Here is an 18,489-nt window from a genome sequence, read left to right on the forward strand (position 1 = left end):
TCACCAAATTATTTCAGCATATCGGGGTTAAAAACCTGTCCATTTACCATAATTTTTTGGTTTTCTAATTTAAACGTGAAGACATAATCATTGCCTTCAATCTTTAAAAAACCTTTACTGACTAAATCCTGTAGTATTTTATCTGCTTTTTTATCCGGATCATTATCAGGATTTGTTAAGATTTGTGTTGCACTCGTAGTTGGCGTGGGTGACGTTACTGGATTTGATTGAGTATTATCATTGGAAGAATCGTTCTTAAATGATGCCACCAAAAGTGTTTTTACAGTGACAATCGGTGCTTTAAAGGATCCTTCACCTTGTAGTTTTTGCATGACCTGAGATAAATCACTATTCTCATTTTTGGGTAGTGCTATTTTAAAGTTTCCTTCAATTTTTCCATCCGGTATATTTAATGTCAATTCAGAAAGCTCTACTACAGCTCCTTTAGACAGGAGTTGGGGCAATCCGTTCGCGAAGGCAAGCCCGATCATATTGGGATCACTATTATTTTGCATTATGTTGGATTCTTGCTCATTGATTTTTGCGGCAGCGGCTGGATCAAGATTTCGAAAACTCAAATGTATAACTCCTGGTCCGTAGTTTTGGTTATTAGCAAACAGCTTTTGTAGCGACAGTTTAAAATCAATGTTCAAGGCTTCATGATCCACACCGGAACGTGCTAGAAAGTCAAATTCTGTGAGTTCAAATAACTGATTGCCAGCCAGATTGATTGCTATAGAAGGAATATCAAATCGAGAATGTCCTAACCACAACCACTCTTGATAACGTTTCATTTTAAAATCATAGGTAATTTTACCAATTTTAAAGGTTACATTACTTTGAGGATTTGCAGGATTATTAGCGGCTCCATTTAGCCCCAAGAGTTGTAAATTACCCTCCATAAGATCAAGATTAGAAGAAACACTAAGTAATGAAGCTAGTCCTTCCCACGTTAGTTGAAAATCTCCTTGATTTTGTCCAATTTTGCCTTCTATGGCAAAAGAAGGGAGTGTATACCTGAATATGGTTTTATTTAGGTAATTAATAAATGCTTCATAATGCGTTTCAGGTTGCGTTGTAATTACTCCCATTCCAAAACGTATGCCATAGTTTGTAAAGATAAATGGCCCATGTTTGATGAGAATAGGAATATCTATATCAAAATCAACCGGTGGTTCTGTTTTGGTGACGCCACTTTTATCCGTCGTCGTTTGAGCAGGAATATGCATTTTGACTGATAAGATCGCTTGAGATGAAAACCAGCCGTTGTGGTATTTTTGAAGACGAATATTAAATGCGGAACTTTTAGGTATTGAATTTATATTTTTATTTAAGGTACTTTTAATTGTAAAACCAAGGGCATAATAAGCCACAAGAATAAGTACTACCAAAAATACGAGGAAACCGGTCCATTTTTTCATGATTATTCTTATTTAAAATTCCTTTTCATATTATGTAGCTTAAAAATTTTATTTTGTAAAATAAATAGATATTTATCTTTTTAAAGTTATGCCTGCCAATAACTCTCTAGGGAGATTTTGGATATTCTATGAATAGATACTATTATTTTAATAATTAATATACTTTTAAGGGTAATATGGACTTCCCGGGCATTAAGAGCGATCAAATAGAACATAAGCTTATAGCCGAGTCATATAAAAAATTTTATGTTTTAATTATTGCCGATTTTTTTGCAACCATCTTCTTTGCCGCTATTATTTGGCAACAAGTGAATAACAAACTCCCAATCGTCATATGGGTCTTGGTGATGTTCCTTTTCAACCATGTATTAAGAAGTTTATTTTTATTTCAGTATTATCGTCGAGAAAAATTAGATGGTTTACTTCACCCAGCGTTTTGGAAAAAATATTTTATAGTGAATAACCTCCAATCAGGTATTCTATGGGCTTTAGGGGGCTTTCTGTTTTTCTATGTAAATGATCCGCTGCATCGCATGGCAATTTTTGTTTATCTCATTGGTCTACTTGGAGCACCTGCGGCTAAATTATTAACAATGCATAGCGCTTATATCGCTTTTATGATACCAATTTGGTTGCTCTTGCTTTTTTTATCTGTATCCATTGCACCCTCATTATCGCTTGTCTTATTTCTCGCGACATTGCTTTTTGTGGTTACATTGCTCTATAGCACGACACAAGTAAGTCAATTTCTAATGAAATCAATTTACCTGGAAATATACAGCTCAAATCTCTTATCTGATTTAAGACGCAGCGAAGAGAGCTTTCGCAATACTATTGAAAATGCGCCAATCGGCATGGCTATTGTTTCACCTGCAGGAAAATGTATTCATGCGAATCGCACCCTGCAAGAGATCTTAGGATACAGTGACGAAGAGTTGCATAGTAAAGATATGCTGGAAATCACGTACCCTGATGATGTAGCTATGACTCGAGATGCCATGAATAAACTTCTTCAAGGTAAATTGCGTATTTCTCATATGGAAAAACGTTATGTTCGAAAAGACGGCAGTATTATTTGGGGAATGGTTAGTTCGAGCCTAATACGTGATGAACAAGGAGAACCAATCAATTTTATTATGCAAATGAAGGATGTAAGTGATCGCATACAAAATGAGGAAAAAATGCGACAGTTGAATGAAAAAACAATGGAAACTTTAAATGAATTAAAATTATTAGAGCATGACGAAAGTTTATTAAATAAACTAAATCGTTCATTACAAATTTGCATTACAGCTGAAGAAGCTTATCCACGCATCAATTTAATTGCGCAAGATTTATTTCCTGACCTAGGCGGTGGTTTATCAATCTACAATAAAACAATCAAACAAATGGAAACGGTAGTTCAATGGGGTAGGGAAGAATTATTACCCAACGTATTTCTTCCTATGGACTGCTTTTCAATTCGTGAGGCAACCACTAATGTGGTTGACGATCCCAATAAATCAGTGCCTTGTTCCCATTATAAAACACCTCCTCAGGGAGGGTATATGGCATTACCACTTATGGTGCAAAATGAATTAATCGGTGTTATCCACCTGTTAGCACCAAAAGGGAAGAAATTAACACAACACCAGCAAGACATGGCTAATTCTTTTGGGAATATTGTGAAGCTTGCCATTGCTAATATTAACCTGCGTGTGTCATTGAGTGAGTTGTCTTTACATGACCCATTAACTAATTTATATAATCGACGTTATTTAAATGATATTTTATCACGGGAATTAATTCGAATTGCTCGAGAAAAAAAGACATTATGCGTCGCGATGTTGGATATCGATAATTTCAAGAAATTTAATGATACTTACAGCCATTTAGCGGGAGATGAGTTACTCAAAGCGATAGGAAAATTATTAAAGGATAGCTTCCGTGAAAGCGACATTTCTGTACGTTTCGGTGGAGAGGAGTTTGTTGTTGTATTGTTGAATACGACCTTAAACAATGCTGTGAGTAAAATGGATGACCTTCGTGAAAAGATAAAAAATATATCAATATATTTTAAAGGCAACTCATTGAATCACATTACCATTTCAATTGGCGTCGCAGAAGCACTAATACATGGTGCTTCCATTGAAGAAATAATAAAGGCCGCTGACCATGCACTTTATGCTGCAAAACAGGCTGGTAAAGATAGAGTTATAGCCTACAGCCATAACTCATAATCCAAACTCCAAAATTTTGAACATGAGGCTAGGGTCTGTTTACATTTCTACTATCTTGGCCAAACTATCCTGCTTTTCTGCGCTCCGATGCTCACATCCTCCATGCATGCTGCGCTTCGGTACTCGAAAACCAGGGCTATTTTGACTCAAGCTAGCGAATTGTAAATAGCCCCTAGTTAAAAACGGATCTATTCTCGATGCTTGCTGAATTTTTGAGTTCTTCCTGGTAAGTTTGCATTAGAAGCGCTCTTATTTCAGGACTTGGAACATTGGTAATCGCCCCATTGGCTAACTGTTCTCCGATAAAGTGAATTAAGTTGTTAAGCGTCTCCTGAATCTTTTTATTATCACTCATTAAAAGACTTTCTAACTGGATAGTTAATTCTTCTATTGCCTGGTTAAAACAATTTCTTACTTCTGATATCTGAATGGTTGTGGGTATAGGGCTTCGAGGTTTTTGGCTATAGTGCTCATATGATCCAAGCAGTTGCCTGTGTTGCAAGGGTAAGTCTTTTAATTTCATATTGGCTCTATGGTGCTTAGGATCCATTTTAATCACCTGTTGATATAGATCAAAAGCTAATACAATTGCATTTTGTTTTTGAACTCTTCGTGCTTGATATCTAGAGAAGAAGTCGGATATCAAACAGAGCAAATTTGCTAAAAATTTTGGATTGGTGGAGTCAGTTGTTATTTTTTTTAGTGCTGTTTGTAAGGCTCGACTGTGCGGTAATTCATCTACTGGTTGTTGAGAGGGGAGAACAAAAAATCGATGCGGAGAGCTTATGGTAGAAGATTGAGCTGCAACGGATTGGTTCCCTGAACTCATTAACTGCTTGGCAGTTGGCATAGAAAGAGGAACATAATGGGCAGGTGTAGAATCTATTAGCATATCTACACCGTCTGGATTTGGAGCCGGATCTTCAAATTCATCCACGGTTAAATCGATCTCTAATTTCCCTTCATCTATACTCATATCCTTATTTCCTGATTCATTTAATTCTTCTTCCTCTTCCTCGGTTCCATTTTTTTTCTCTTCTTGAGGCATTAGTTTAATTAAATCACGCAGATCATCCAGGATGGGATTTTCTTTTTCTTCATCATCGAGCGTAGCATATAAGGTCTGACATTCTAGAGTCAGTCCATCGATATTCTGACCATTAACAACAGCTAATCTTACAACGTAACTGAGTAACTCAAGCCTTTGCAAGGGGAATTCCATTGGTTCTTCCAAGAGTTTATGATGTTTAATATATGTGGACATTATTTGAAGATTATCTCTAGCCCCTGTTTTTTTATATTGACGTTCAAGTAAATTTAAATAGCCTAAACTGCTTGAGAGATCGGGGCTTGCTTTTGTTTTGATCTGAAAATTAATGGCTCTATTCATCCACTCAATCGCTTTTGAAAGTGTCTCTTGTGACTGAGTAAGAATTGTTTCTTCGTCTTCATTTTCTTCGAGCTGATCCACTAGCTCATCACTTACTTCCTCACAAACAGTAGCAAGCAATGCATTAGTGCGCATAACTACCTCTTCCTGATTGCTAAAGAGGTGAGGTGGGCCTTCAACATGTTCTTTATATACTAACTCCATTTCATGCAACATACCGGGAATATCAAGCCAATACTTAGCAACAGCATCGAAGTTCGAATTTTGGGCTTCAAGGCGGATGAGTATCAGTTTGGTACGTAAAACTTCGGAAAGTACATAAACTAAAGCATCATAAAAATCAGTATGTTGAAAACTATTAGAAGCAGCATGTAAATACAGCGTTTTTAATGCTTCTGAATAATGATTATGTGCTTCTTCATATTTTTGTTCGTTAGACGCTTTGTCGCCCTGTTGTTGCCTGAAGGTATTAAAATAGAATCCCATAATGGTTACCTGAAAAAAAAAGATTATTGTAACTAAGAGATTTTTTTATTCAACAAGTAAATATATATGGCAAACAACAACAAAGGTTATGGGAGGCCGGACTACTTGTTTAGGTGAACGTGTGCGCGCCCGAAAAGGCATTAACTCTGGCAAACTTGGAGGGGAAAAAGAGTGTCAAATAAAGAAAAAGTATGAAACTTTTTTTACGCATGCCTGATGTGTACCTTACTCATTTTTGAGAACACTATTAACCCAAAATAGTTCTTTGATTTAAGAAGAGTCAATTGAAATTGAGGTAGAAGTACCAAAAAGATATTTTGATACTTCTCCTCTTATTTAAGTATTACTTAAGGTAGGAAAACTTTGGATCATCCCTATGATCTGCTAAAAATGGCTTTTGAACAATTGAAGCAATCGTTGCTACATCGTCTTTCATAATACTTTTAGCACAGGAGTTAATGGTGTATTTGGCTAAGATATTTGAATCCTTTTCATCGAGGGCAGTAGAGTGTTTATTCCTTGATATTTCAGATATTAAAGTCGAAAGTTCACCAGTGCCACGACGTAGAGATTCTCGCAGGTAGGCTGATGCAATGGGCTGTTCTTTTTTAATCTGCGATTGATAATATGCTAAAATTACGCTAATACCATCTTTTACTTTGCAAACGTCGCCATATAAAGTTGGGTAAGGTTTTCCATCGTCTACAGCTTTTTGCAGTCTATTAAAGCGTGCATCCAAATCGTCAATAAATTCTTGATTATTGGGGACTCTTGAATTTTGAAGAGCATGGGAGGTTAGGACACTTCTTTCAACGTTAACTAATTGTTTAAAACGGAATAATATTCCAGATATATCATCCAGATCCTGAGTGGTGCTTAATATATCAAAGGCTTCTTCGCTCGTTTTGGGAATAGGTTGTGGTTTAAAATGTTTCGATTTCATGATGTTATCTCGCTCATTAAGCTTAGTAATTAATTAAAGTGCATATATTTTACGGCATAATGCGTTTTTTGTCAAATTTATGAGCATATAGTTTTATATTTGTCCTTTTATTTGAATTAATATATGGTGAATTGACACATGAAGAAAATTAAATCATCAGCTTTTTAAGAAACATCAAATTAATGTTGTAACTAACGGTCGGGCCTTGGCCCGACCTCCAATATCTTAAATTTTTGTTCAAAATCCCTAACTTAAAAAGGATTCGATAATTGGCAACCTAACCCAAAACAGCCCATGCTGCTGGGGGGAGGATTTTGACAGGTCACTGGCCCAAAAGTAATTGAAGATGGGGATGCAGTAACTGCAGTGGCTGTTGTGGTACACGATTGTCCACTTGCCGCTGAAGAGACAGTAATTTGAGCTCCTTGGTAAACCAAGAATTGCGGCCATGGTGTTACGGAATTGATAGCGGGAGATAAGCCAGAATTAGCTGGTATCGTTGCTTTAATTGTTGGATGTTGTCCGGATGGATAAGTAATTTGCACCATAAATGAAGGCTGGCTCGGAGGTGTAGTGCCAAATATGGTTAATAGGGTGCCGTTGGTAAATCCCTGGCATCCAGTAGCCGATACCATTGTATTGTTGGGAACCAGTCCTGCTCCTTTTTGAGTACAACCCGAGTCAAAAAGACCATAATTTTGTTCTGCTGCAGGCCCACCTTTTGCGGGTTCATCATAGGCTTCAAAGGCAAGAACACCTACATTGTATCCAGATGTTTGTACAAAATTACTGGTACCCAGTTGATAAAGCGTTTGGAAGTAAGCAGAAGCATTTGCAACGGATGGAGCACATGGTCCAGGAGAGTTACACGCATATCCTGTAGTAGTTCCTGAGGTAGCCCATCCTGTTTCTGCGCTCAATAAAACACGACCCGCTGTGTAGAATGGTTGAGGATTAGCCGTTGGTAAAGCAGGAGGCGTGGTTGAACCTACAACCTGGATGTAGTCCCATGCGAGTGAATTAATTAGTTGCGTTGTCGAACTTAATGGAGGAGTCCATACTGCGGCCGTTGCCGGGGATACACCCCATTGAAAGGGGTAAGGGTCGAATGCTAATGGAGCGGTAGGCGAATAAGCGCTAATTAATGTTTGCATGTCCGTAGAAATTGCAGGGCTCGGTGTAACTAAACTTCCACTGAGGACAGCGGAACCTACCGGAGTTGTCAGTCCTTGAGCGGCAAGTGTTGCTTGCAAAGCCGACACAGCACTCGTTAAATAAGTGACATTTGAGGTTCCTGTACAAGGGGGAACGGTATTACCCGCATTACAATAATTTTCATGTCCAGCAAAAACAAGAATGACTGTATTATTGAACACGGTAGGAGTGACGGCTTGAATTACAGCATTTAATGTGGCTTGTGCACAAGGAATATAATTTTGAGCGCCTAAAGGACATCCAGGATAATTAGTATCACTGGGAATCTGTGGGATCACCGCTTCATAAACTACTTTCATTCCCAAAGCGTTTGCTTGGTTAATAATATCTATCCAACTATAGGGTTCGGTTTGATAGGAGCGAACGGTAGTAAATCCTGCATTTTGCAATTGTTGTAACTCTGCATAAACATTAGTTGCTGCAGGATTATTAAATGTCCCTGTATAAAAAACATCGTGAAAATTAAAAGGATAACTATTGGTATAGTGGTTGGGATTATAATCAACGCCGATTAGTTGATTGAATGAAATGGATTGTATGCTGGTTGATGTAGTAAGTTTATTAGAACTTAGATTGCCAATTAATTGAGCGGCTCAAATGATAGGTACATCGTATAAGTGCGAATAGCTCAATAAATTTGATGCCTTTAAAATAGTCAGTATGTTATTATTGCCGCCTTTTTGTTGGTAGAAGGTGTATTTATGGGGCAAGAAAAAAAAGAAAAAAAGACGATTTGGGATGCTTATGCTTTTAGTATGGGATACACAGCATTTACTACTTTAATAGGGCACCCAGCAGAGCGATTGAAAGTTGCAATTCAAACAAATCTGTCTCAAAGTGCTTATTCAGTTACAAAACAATTTTTAGGAGCGGATCTAAAACATTTTTCTACAGGATTTTTGTCTTGTGTGATTCGTCAACAAGGAAAAGTAATCTACAGACCGCTCCTGATCACTCATATGCCAAAGGAGGTTGATAAATTACAATTTCCTCTGCTGATTGGCGGTTTTCTCAAAGCAAGCATTGCAAGTACTTTTGATACATTAGTGGTTAGTCCGATTGAGAATATTAAAACAGTACAAATGAGAACTATCGCGAATCAGGATCAACCTATAACACCTATTCAGGCAATGAAAAAGATTTATCAGCAAAGAGGATTACCAGGTTTCTTTGTCGGGAGTGGTGCTACGCAGGGAAAAGCGTTTCCCAGTTGGTTTTATTTATTCATGACTTACAATGCAATTAAAACCAGGCGTGAAAAACAAACGTTCCTATCAACTATTTTTTGGGCAACTGCTGCTTCAGCTCCGGTTGCTTTTGCAACGACACCCCTTGATGTGATTAAGAGCCAGCAACAGGCATGCACTACTGAAGCAAAACAGTCCGTTGGGGAGGTCATAACACAAATCTATAAGAATCATGGCATCAGTGCTTTTTTTAAAGGATTTAATTGTCGGCTGGTACACAAGTCATTGTCGACAGCAGGTGCTTATATGATTTTAGATATCGCACATAAGATGTAATGTGTTATTAATGGTAAGACAATTGAGGACGGCTCAACCTGTCCTCAAAAAGTAAGATGAATGAAATTTTAGTATGTGACTGTTTTGTAATTAAACCAAAAGAGTTGATGAACTTATGAATAAAACGACACATGATGAAAAAGAGGCATTTAAAGTTGTTGAACAATTTAATCATTTAAATGCTTCGCGAGCGCCAATAACAGATTTTTTACCGATTGTTGATCCTGAACATTTAATTATTACTCTGAGGGGTAGTGATATCGTTTTCAAAGGAATTGCTGGTTTTGCTGATCATCAAATAGGCAAATTAATATATTTCGATCAAAAATTTGAATGTGATCTCGTTAAAAGCGAAACCCAGGACGAGCAAATTACTTTGAGCACTAAAGGGGCTTGGTATGCTAGAGTCTGGCAATCTCCTGCTGCCTACAGTCAACAGTTAATAGCGGACTTAGCTCATACATGGATCCTAAAAAAAACCAAACACGCAACTTATATTATTGTTACCCATATTTGCGAACATTTTAAATATAGAGAAGGATTTTCTCCTCGTGATATGGCTGAAGATTTCCATCTTACTTTAAAATAATTTGAGAATTGAAAGTAAGCTTGTCTGTCCCCGATTAAACCAGAAATCATAATCTGGATTTCTTTAGCTTTTGAATTACTTTGATGGGTTGATTATTGGGAACTTTTTTCAAATGAGTTATAAAACATGCCAAAATTAGTTTTATTGATATTTATAAAATTTTATGCTTAGATGCATTGCAATCATTGCAATCATTGCAATCATTGCAATCATTGCAATGCTTGCGATCATGGGTGTTTATAACAACTACTAACGTTCCCTAATTTAACCACTCTTTTTGATAAGTTGATAACTTTTTTGTGCAAGGAGCATCAATTGAAAAGATATCCTCTCTTTTTCCTTTTATCCTTAATTTTTTTAAACAATAGTGCCACCGCAAGTATTGATTTTACCCGTCCTTTATGGACGTTTACTTCAGATGTAAATTTTCCACCTACCGTAACTGTGAGCCCAACGGGCAGTGCTTTAATAAAATATACCATAACAAACCAATCAAAAAAAAAACATACCTTAATCATGAGTTCTATTGTCGGCATCGACCAGATAACATCAGGAACAGGAAATTGCAGCAATCCTTTTACATTAAGGTCTAAACAATCATGTACTTTAACGTTACAAGTGAATGGCAGTGACTTAACGAGCAATGTATCGGGAGGCCCGGTGGTTTGCAATCAAGGCAATCGTTTGCAGTGTTATCAACCCAGTGCCGCAGAGAGTTTGAACATCACCAAAGGAATGGCGACAATAGTGTATGTTAATGGCAGTAAAGTGACAAACGGTAATGGAAGCAACTGGGCTAATGCGTTTAATAATTTAGAATCAGCACTAGCAGCTGCCGACGTTGACCCTGGTGCTGTGGAAATTTGGATAGCAAAAGGGGTCTACAAACCTTCTCAAGTATATGCGCCACAAGGAGTTATTGGTGGGGCTTATGGTATTAATACACCTAAGCTAAGAACCTTTAATCTACCGAGCGATACAGCAATATATGGAGGATTTTCCGGGGTTGAAACGAGGCGTGAACAAAGAAACGCACAACTTCATCCTACTATTTTATGTGGTGACATGACGTCAACCTGCTTAACGCCATATGTACCGAGCAATGATAGAGTTTGGCATGTGCTTATGGCAGGAAGTGATGTTCCTCCTGGCGCTGGGGTTATGAATGTTAAGCTTGACAGCCTAATTATCAGGGGTGGTTATGCAGACGGTCCAGATAATGGGGTTTTGGGAGCTCATAATGTACTCATGAGTTTAGCTTATGAACATGCTGCGGGTGGAGGCCTTTTGGCGCGCTATGGCTCAACGGTTGAGCTGAGTCATGTGATCTTTGATCAAAATACCAGTGATGGTTCCAATGCGACAGTAACGGAAATTCTTGCTGGAGAATTTCTTGTATTGGCTTCAGGTGGAGGTGCTGTAGCTGCAATAGATACAGATACTTCAATTAATATAAAAAAATCCAAATTTGTTAATAACAGTGCCTTATTTCCTGGCGGAAGTGGGGGAGCTTTGGAAAATCTGCTTGACGCTGCGTATGTTATTACCTCAAGCGAATTCGAACAAAATATTGCCTTTCGTAATGGTGGAGCGATTCGTAGCAAAGATGCGGGCGATGTCGCTATTTCATTAAGCCATTTCAAGAAGAACGCTATCAATGGCCCTGTTCCAGATGCAAGTGGTGGCGCTGTAGGTGTGATCAATACTAATTTAACGGTATTAGACTCAACTTTTATGCAAAATCAAACTCCTTCTACAGGTTTTGGGGGTGGAGCCATCTTCTTTCATATACCTTTTGATGATGGTACGCCCTATTTTTTAAATGTTGGGAGCTCAAAGTTTATGGATAATTTGGGGGCAGCATTTGGGGGAGGTGGTGTTAATGTATTTGGAATACTTCCTAATCCAGGTTCGCAAGCTAAGATTACTCACTCTGAATTTACTAACAATACTGGAGGAGTTGGTGGCGCAATTTACTTGGATTCGATTGCTACGACCATAACAGGATCTACATTTTTGGAGAATAAAGCACAATTGGAAGGTGGGGGAATTTTCGCATCTAATTATGGGAATGCAGTATTTGGTTCTTCGATACAGACACAAGCACAAATTTCAAACAACAAATTTCTAAATAATACAATTGAGGGCGTTCCTCCAGGTGCGGTTTCGCCTTTATTCTTCTTTAACTTAATCGCTAATTTTTTTAGTGGTGGAAGTTCTACAGTAACCGCTATGGCGCCTGGAGGAGGTGCGATTGCTGTTGAGTTTTCTGGAAATACTCAAATTTTTGATAATCTTTTTACTGGAAATACTGCCTTGAAACAACCAATGGAAGAAGATAATCGAGGAGGCGCAATATTAGTGGGCGGTTCAGTTGGCACTCCACTCCCTATGAACCTCGCTCATTCTTGTGTTGCTTCGAATTCATTTTTTGATAACAATGCAGATATAGGGAATAACCTTGCAGTGTACAACCCGGCAAATATACCAGGGGGTGTAACAGTTGATGCGTGTTTATTTCCCATAAAAAGATAAAAAATGGAATACTTCACATTCAATCAATTATTTTAAGCATGCAAGGAGCGTAGATGAGAAAAAAGACTTATTTATTTGGATTAGTGGCGAGCATTTTAAGTAGCGGTGTAGTAGCGGGAACTATGGGTGAACCTGTTTCTCGCTTTAATTACGTTGCTGCATTAAGTATTGGTCCAGTATGGCCAACTGGTAGCGATACTCAGACCTTTTTTTTGGCTCCCGGTATTGAAAAAACTTATGATGCGGATGACACCAACAACGCTATTGCCGATTTTGAGGTATTTTTGGGTTTGCAACACTCATTAACTCCTACAATCCTAGGACAATTAGGCGTGGCGGTTGCTGCAACCACTAATGCTCGTCTTTCAGGAGACATTTGGGATGATGCTGATCCAGAATTCGATAACTTTACCTACAGTTATAAAATCCAGCACACTCATGTCGCATTAAAAGCGAAGTTATTGGCGGATATGGGATTTTTAGTAATGCCTTGGGTGAGTGGCAGTATTGGTGTTGGTTTTAACGACGCTCATGGTTTTAACAACGAGCCCAAAATTTTTGAAGCCATAGAAAATCCTGACTTTGCCTCCCATACTCAAACAGCATTTACTTACACTGTGGGTGCGGGAGTACAAAAAGCATTGACTCAGAATTGGCAAGTCGGTGTGGGGTATGAATTTGCCGATTGGGGTAAAAGTAGACTGGGTCGCGCGCCGGGTCAAACGATGGGCGATGGTTTGAGTCAAAATCACTTCTATACTAATGGGGTTATGTTTAACCTTACTTATGTTGCATAAGATGTATGAAGGCTACGCACATGAAATAAACATAATTTTTTTGTAGTCTGGGTGAAGGTGTAAGCCGTAACCCGGGTTTTCTTATCATCGATTTCCCGGGTTACGCTTCGTTTCACTCAGGCTACAATGTAGTACTATTGTGTGAATGGTCATGAACAGTGGAAGAAATATAGCTACTTGGGAAGAGCAACTCGGACAATACAATTCTTCTTTATTCTTCAATTTCGAATAGGGAAGGTTGATGATAACTCTTAGCTGCTGAAGGACTAGCAAAATGAACTCCAAGGCCAAGAAGTCGAATCGCTTTGGATTCATTATGTATAATTTTGTGAAATAATTCTTTGTAACACTCTAAATTAACTTGCGTGCTTTTGATTTCAGCTGAAACTAATTTGAAGTCACTCATTTTTATTTTAATAAACTGATTTTTTATTAACAAATCGGCTGCACTTTCCTGTATTCGTACAAGTAATGATTTATAAAGCGCATCAATTATTTTAATGGCTTCAAGAGGATCATGAATATCATATTGTAGGGTTTTTTCCACACTTAATGATTTGCGTAGGCGATGAGGTTGGACGGGACGATTATCAATTCCTTGCGCTTGATAATATAATTGTTGACCAAATTTTCCAAAATGTTTTATTAAAAAATCCAAAGGATACTGATGTAAGTCATTACACGTAAATATATTCAGTTGATTTAATTTTGACGAGGTGACTTTGCCCACCCCAAATAATTTGTTTACTGGAAGCGTTTTAATAAAATGCGCCACTTGTTCTGGTGTAATGACAAATATCCCATTGGGTTTATTCCAGGCACTTGCTATTTTTGCTAAAAATTTGTTAGGGGCGACGCCAGCTGAAGCCGTAAGTTGATGTTCGTTAAAAATTTTTTCTCGAATTGCTTGCGCCATAAGTGTGGCACTACCTTGGCAATGTGAGGAACGCGTGACATCAAGAAAAGCTTCATCAAGAGATAATGGTTCTACTAAATCAGTGAATTGTTGGAAGATGATGTTTATGGATTTTGAGACTGCTTTATATTTAGGCATGTTTACAGGTAATACGATCAAATCAGGACATAAGCGTTGGGCAACAGAGGTCGGCATGGCGGAATGTACCCCATATTTACGAGCAACATAATTACAGGTGCATAGTACACCACGCTGGTTTGCCGATCCTCCTACTGCAACAGGCTTATTGTTTAATAAGGGGTTGTCCCTGATTTCAATGGCGGCATAAAAGCAATCCATATCAATATGAATTATTTTTCGAAGCATGTTTTCATTTAAATGAAATAACGCCATTTGCTTATGAAATGCCTTATATAATTTGTTGGCTTAAGTCCTTTAAAATTCTAGGACAGGATTAATAGGTCTAATTTAATTGATGTTTATTATCTGCTTCATCGCCTAAAAACTCTAACTCGATTTGTTTATAAAATGATTTATAGAGTTTGCTTTGATTTTCTCCTAGCAATGTATGAAACAATCCTTTTTTGGGTTTAATCTTGTTGTCTAACATGGAGAGTAATAATTTAATATCATCTTTTTCAAGGGATGTTTCCTTAGTTAGATATGCATTTAAATTAGTGAGTAATTTATAATAATCCATTTTCTCGTTTAAGAGACAAGAGAGTCGAACATAGTGTGTTAAGACGACATGGGTTTTATCAAGGGTTTCTTTTTTAAATGCCGGTTCAAAATGAACATCAGAAAGCTTGGAATCAACTTCAGATTGTATTACTTCAAGCGAAAGACGCTTAAATGCCTCTTCTAAGTCTGCTTCAGATTTAATCGTCATAGCAAATTGTGGCAATAAGTCTTTTCGTTTCTCAGGATAAGTTATAAAACATCGTATTAACTCATCTAGATGGTAAGGAATTCGAGTGACGTTGATTGTTGAACAATCCCCTACAGTACGACTTTTCAAATCGTTCATCACCGCAAAAAGTGGAATTTCAACATGTTCAAAATAAACTATCCCATCATTTAGGCCTTGCTTAAACAGAACGGTTTTTAAAGTGTCTGCTGTTTTTTGGTGACCTGTTTTCTCTAAGTAACTTAATACTCCATCGATGGTTTTTATCGATTTTTCTTGAAAATGGTGTTGTTCTAGTTCAAGAATTAATTCTACTAATGTTTGCCTGCGCTGTAAGCTTTGGGACATAGCATGTTTCGTGATGGTTTTGGCTATATCGAATGTAGAGGGATATGAAATATCACCTAATTTGTCAAACAGGTCTTCGAATGATTTGGGATCAATATCTATATCCCGGCGAGTTTTTGTTTCAGAAATCAAATGGGATGCCAATTCTCCCCATATGCCATCTGTCATTGAAATGACAATATCACCTTCATCTAACTCAAGTGTTTTCCGGATAAGTACATTGCCTTTATTCGAAGTTGATGCATACTTTTGTACTGATGATGGGGTCCATGTACCGAATCCCCGATAAACATGACATGCACATAGGGTATGTTTGATTTTATGTTGCTTATCTAAAACAATAATTAATCCATCACCAATATTTGCAAACTCACCAGTATATTTTTTTCCTTGATCATATTTATAGGCAAAAGCTGCCATGGAGGCATCCGCGTCGTATTTTTTATTCCTTCTAACTGCCTTCGAAGAGGTCAAGTGACCAATTGAGACTAATGCTGTATCGATGTTTTCATCACTATCCAAAAATGCTTCACAACTCGCATACGATACTCTATGTATCTCCATATCTTCTTTTTGATCACCAGCTCCTCCCCCCAAGCCATCGGTAACTGCAACTCGTGCACCATCAATAACACCTATTTTATCTCGAGTAAGGCATGTTCCTGAACTATCAAGTATCCTATCACATTCTATATCGTGATCTTGATGAGCTAGGCTTGAGCCGATAATAATCGCGCTGTTATGACTCTGATTTACTGAATAAAATCTTTCGGATAAAAAACTGGATAGCTTTTTAGAATGATCTTTGACTACTGAATATGAAAAAATAACTTTTTTGTTGGTGATAATTTTATCTCTCATCGTTTTACTCTATATAAATCAAGATTGGTGACTCGGATCGTAATAAAAAACCATCTTTGTGGCTTGTTAAAAGTATCTGCTTAATCGCGTGTTGCTGGAACCTTATATTTCATTCAGGGGCTTTTGCTTTTATACGTAGCCGTCTTGGCGCAGCGTAATACGGGATATAGTTTAACCTCGGATTATGGTTTCGTCTAATCCAGGATTATCCTGCATATAAAACCAGCTATTATGTCATAACTTAAGGTTTTTTTGAATATATTTAATCCATATTGAACTATTATTATAAATAAGATTACACTTTTTGAGTAATTTTATGCCAAATTTACCTGGCCTTTTTTTTCTAAAATCCTACCCCCCCGAACAAATATGGAGATTATTTGTTGATGGACGATTTTGGTCAAAAGAAAATGGCTGGCATGGTTATGAATCAAGAGAACGAGGTTCAATTAATGCTGCTTTAGAGAGTTTATGCTCCATTGCATTACAAGTTGATAAAGCGGGGGAGAAATTCGAATTAAGTGTCGATTTAATTAAAGACATACATAAGAAGTGTGGAAGGAAAGTAGAGGAATTAGAAGATAAAGGTCCAGGGGAACTCAGAACAGATGAGCCTGTATCATTCGGTATTCCCGCAGCGCGCGCCTCAATTAAAGGGATAGAAGAGTTTCTCCAACTGTTTTTTCTCATCGAAGGGAAAGCACAGTTTGGTCCTGGTAAACCTGGGCCATTCGGTCCTAGCTTCACTACGGACTACTTTCAAGATTTGACCCCGGACAAAGTACCTAAACTTGCTAAAAAAATATATGACGACATGAGTGCATATGGCCACAGTAATACAAACCATTTTTATCTAGCAGTAAGAGAACATGTTGACGTATTTCTGGAGGCAATCACTCAATCTTATAACAAGGAAATTAAAGACGCTAAAACACTTGATGAAAAACTTCAAGTTATTGCCAAACATATTCGTTACTATGAAGTTTTGCATCCGTTTAAGGATGCCAATGGTAGAACTTTTGTAAACAATTTATTAAATATTCTTTTAATGCAACAAGGATTGCCTCCTGCAACCTTTTATGAACCTAACGTTTTTGATTTATATAGCGCAGATGAGTTAGTGATTGTTATTAAGGAAGCAATATTTAATACAGTGGAAATAATTGAACAAAATAAAAAAGGTATTTTTTTATATGGATATAATGCAACTCCGCAAGACAATATAAAGTTTATGGAGATGCTCGATAGTCCCTCTTACAAAGAGATTCGAGATACTGATTTTTCATTTTTAGATATTTCCATTTTACAAGAGAATACACAGGATTGTCTTGCTTCATTAAATGAGATGTATCCCCTTCATAGAGGAGCAATTTATTTGAGTGATCCGAGTGATATTAAAGGGCTAGTAGCAGCTCATCAATCTGAGATAAATGAACGTATAAAGCAAGGATCGCCTCCAATTTATGTGGGTAAAACCCCTATCCATTTGGCAGTGATAATGCGCAACTCAGCGATGATCGACGAGTTAATTGCTAATAAAGCAGATTTATCAATTCAAGATTATGATGGCAAAACGGCGCTTCACTATGCTGCAGAATCTGGAAATATACAAGTTATGGGGAAGATATTAACCGCTCTGTTACTTCAGGATAATGCCCTTAACGTATTGAACATCAAAGACAATCAGGGGAAAACAGCGTTCCACTATGCGGCTGAATATGGAAATTCAGAACTCGTTATGGCCTTAACATCGACAAATGAAATCCAGATAAATGAACCTGATAACAGAGGTTCTTCACCGATACTTTTAGCGTATAAAAATCATAAATTAGATGTCTTCGAGAAACTATTAGAGTCCGGAGCTGAGATCAGTAAAGAACTTTTAGATGAGGTATTGATTCGAAAGGATAAAGAGGCTTTTACAAAAATTATTGCTAAAAATAAACAACTTCTTGCAAGTAAAGAAGCTTTTTATATTGCTGTTTGTCTGGGAAGCATAAGTTTAGTTAAGCAATTTTTGCAGGCTAAGGATAATGGAATAGACATTAATACCCCCATAACCAAAGATAAAGGAACGCCACTAATGTTAGCTACTCAAAGAGGGGATACACGATTAGTTAACTATTTATTAAGAAAGGGTGCTGATACAAGTCTAACTGATGTACGTGGACATACAGCGTTACATTATGTTTTTTATACGAAAGAAGAAAATAGAGAGGCACTGATAAAAAGAATATTGAAGCAAGATAAAGGATTGATTATTACCCTGGCGTCTAAAAGTTGATTATTCCCATGCAGCATATTTAGTCTCATTTTTCTTAAAAAAATTCATAATTTTA

12 protein-coding genes are annotated in these 18,489 nt (G+C 37.3%); 6 read left to right on the forward strand and 6 right to left on the reverse strand.

The features are described from left to right. Positions 1-8 precede the first annotated feature (8 nt). Positions 9-1,421, reverse strand: a complete 1,413-nt coding sequence (locus Lstg_RS02980; RefSeq protein WP_058476180.1) for a YdgA family protein — start codon at positions 1,419-1,421, stop codon at positions 9-11. A gap of 176 nt (positions 1,422-1,597) precedes the next feature. On the opposite strand from Lstg_RS02980, the gene Lstg_RS02985 reads away from it, so the two are divergent. Next, on the forward strand, positions 1,598-3,640 hold the full coding sequence (locus Lstg_RS02985) for a GGDEF domain-containing protein (RefSeq protein ID WP_058476181.1): 2,043 nt from the start codon (positions 1,598-1,600) through the stop codon (positions 3,638-3,640). A 172-nt stretch (positions 3,641-3,812) separates the two neighbouring features. Here the strand turns inward: Lstg_RS02985 and Lstg_RS02990 are convergent, their stop codons facing one another. The 3 genes from Lstg_RS02990 to Lstg_RS03000 all read right to left on the reverse strand — a co-directional run bounded on the left by Lstg_RS02990 (position 3,813) and on the right by Lstg_RS03000 (position 8,063). Continuing rightward, positions 3,813-5,516, reverse strand: coding sequence for a hypothetical protein (locus Lstg_RS02990; protein WP_058476182.1), 1,704 nt, complete (start codon positions 5,514-5,516; stop codon positions 3,813-3,815). A 343-nt stretch (positions 5,517-5,859) separates the two neighbouring features. Next, positions 5,860-6,459, reverse strand: a complete 600-nt coding sequence (locus tag Lstg_RS02995) for a hypothetical protein (RefSeq protein WP_058476183.1) — start codon at positions 6,457-6,459, stop codon at positions 5,860-5,862. Between the two features lie 251 nt (positions 6,460-6,710). Next, positions 6,711-8,063 carry a glycoside hydrolase family protein gene (locus Lstg_RS03000; protein ID WP_238585359.1) on the reverse strand — a complete coding sequence of 451 codons (1,353 nt, stop codon included), beginning with the start codon at positions 8,061-8,063 and terminating at the stop codon, positions 6,711-6,713. A gap of 312 nt (positions 8,064-8,375) precedes the next feature. Between Lstg_RS03000 and Lstg_RS03005 the strand changes: the two genes are divergently transcribed. The 4 genes from Lstg_RS03005 (at position 8,376) to Lstg_RS03020 (ending at position 13,118) form a co-directional block, all read left to right on the forward strand. Beyond that, entirely contained in the window at positions 8,376-9,197 is an 822-nt protein-coding gene (locus Lstg_RS03005; protein WP_058476184.1) for an MC/SLC25 family protein, read from the forward strand. A gap of 115 nt (positions 9,198-9,312) precedes the next feature. Then, a complete protein-coding gene (locus tag Lstg_RS03010) occupies positions 9,313-9,786 on the forward strand; it encodes a hypothetical protein (RefSeq protein ID WP_058476185.1) in 474 nt (157 codons plus the stop codon). A 315-nt stretch (positions 9,787-10,101) separates the two neighbouring features. Then, complete coding sequence (locus tag Lstg_RS03015; RefSeq protein ID WP_058476186.1) at positions 10,102-12,321, forward strand: hypothetical protein; 2,220 nt, start codon at positions 10,102-10,104, stop codon at positions 12,319-12,321. Between the two features lie 53 nt (positions 12,322-12,374). Continuing rightward, positions 12,375-13,118 (forward strand): outer membrane protein, encoded by a 744-nt coding sequence (locus Lstg_RS03020; RefSeq protein ID WP_058476187.1) that lies wholly within the window; start codon positions 12,375-12,377, stop codon positions 13,116-13,118. 211 nt (positions 13,119-13,329) lie between these two features. Here the strand turns inward: Lstg_RS03020 and dinB are convergent, their stop codons facing one another. Further along, on the reverse strand, positions 13,330-14,400 hold the full coding sequence (gene dinB / locus Lstg_RS03025; RefSeq protein WP_058476197.1) for a DNA polymerase IV: 1,071 nt from the start codon (positions 14,398-14,400) through the stop codon (positions 13,330-13,332). Between the two features lie 97 nt (positions 14,401-14,497). Further along, a complete protein-coding gene (locus tag Lstg_RS03030; RefSeq protein WP_058476188.1) occupies positions 14,498-16,150 on the reverse strand; it encodes a hypothetical protein in 1,653 nt (550 codons plus the stop codon). Positions 16,151-16,466: 316 nt separating this feature from the next. Between Lstg_RS03030 and Lstg_RS03035 the strand changes: the two genes are divergently transcribed. Beyond that, positions 16,467-18,434 carry an ankyrin repeat domain-containing protein gene (locus tag Lstg_RS03035; protein WP_082650788.1) on the forward strand — a complete coding sequence of 656 codons (1,968 nt, stop codon included), beginning with the start codon at positions 16,467-16,469 and terminating at the stop codon, positions 18,432-18,434. Positions 18,435-18,489: the final 55 nt, after the last annotated feature.

The organism is Legionella steigerwaltii, assembly GCF_001468065.1.
In the GTDB taxonomy this organism is placed as follows: Bacteria; Pseudomonadota; Gammaproteobacteria; order Legionellales; family Legionellaceae; genus Legionella; species Legionella steigerwaltii.

Coding starts and splice junctions, on each gene's coding strand:
- Lstg_RS02980 (WP_058476180.1), bottom strand. CDS start 1,421: ATGAAAAAATGGACCGGTTTCCTCGTATTTTTGGTAGTACTTATTCTT.
- Lstg_RS02985 (WP_058476181.1), top strand. CDS start 1,598: ATGGACTTCCCGGGCATTAAGAGCGATCAAATAGAACATAAGCTTATA.
- Lstg_RS02990 (WP_058476182.1), bottom strand. CDS start 5,516: ATGGGATTCTATTTTAATACCTTCAGGCAACAACAGGGCGACAAAGCG.
- Lstg_RS02995 (WP_058476183.1), bottom strand. CDS start 6,459: ATGAAATCGAAACATTTTAAACCACAACCTATTCCCAAAACGAGCGAA.
- Lstg_RS03005 (WP_058476184.1), top strand. CDS start 8,376: ATGGGGCAAGAAAAAAAAGAAAAAAAGACGATTTGGGATGCTTATGCT.
- Lstg_RS03010 (WP_058476185.1), top strand. CDS start 9,313: ATGAATAAAACGACACATGATGAAAAAGAGGCATTTAAAGTTGTTGAA.
- Lstg_RS03020 (WP_058476187.1), top strand. CDS start 12,375: ATGAGAAAAAAGACTTATTTATTTGGATTAGTGGCGAGCATTTTAAGT.
- dinB (WP_058476197.1), bottom strand. CDS start 14,400: ATGCTTCGAAAAATAATTCATATTGATATGGATTGCTTTTATGCCGCC.
- Lstg_RS03030 (WP_058476188.1), bottom strand. CDS start 16,150: ATGAGAGATAAAATTATCACCAACAAAAAAGTTATTTTTTCATATTCA.
- Lstg_RS03035 (WP_082650788.1), top strand. CDS start 16,467: ATGCCAAATTTACCTGGCCTTTTTTTTCTAAAATCCTACCCCCCCGAA.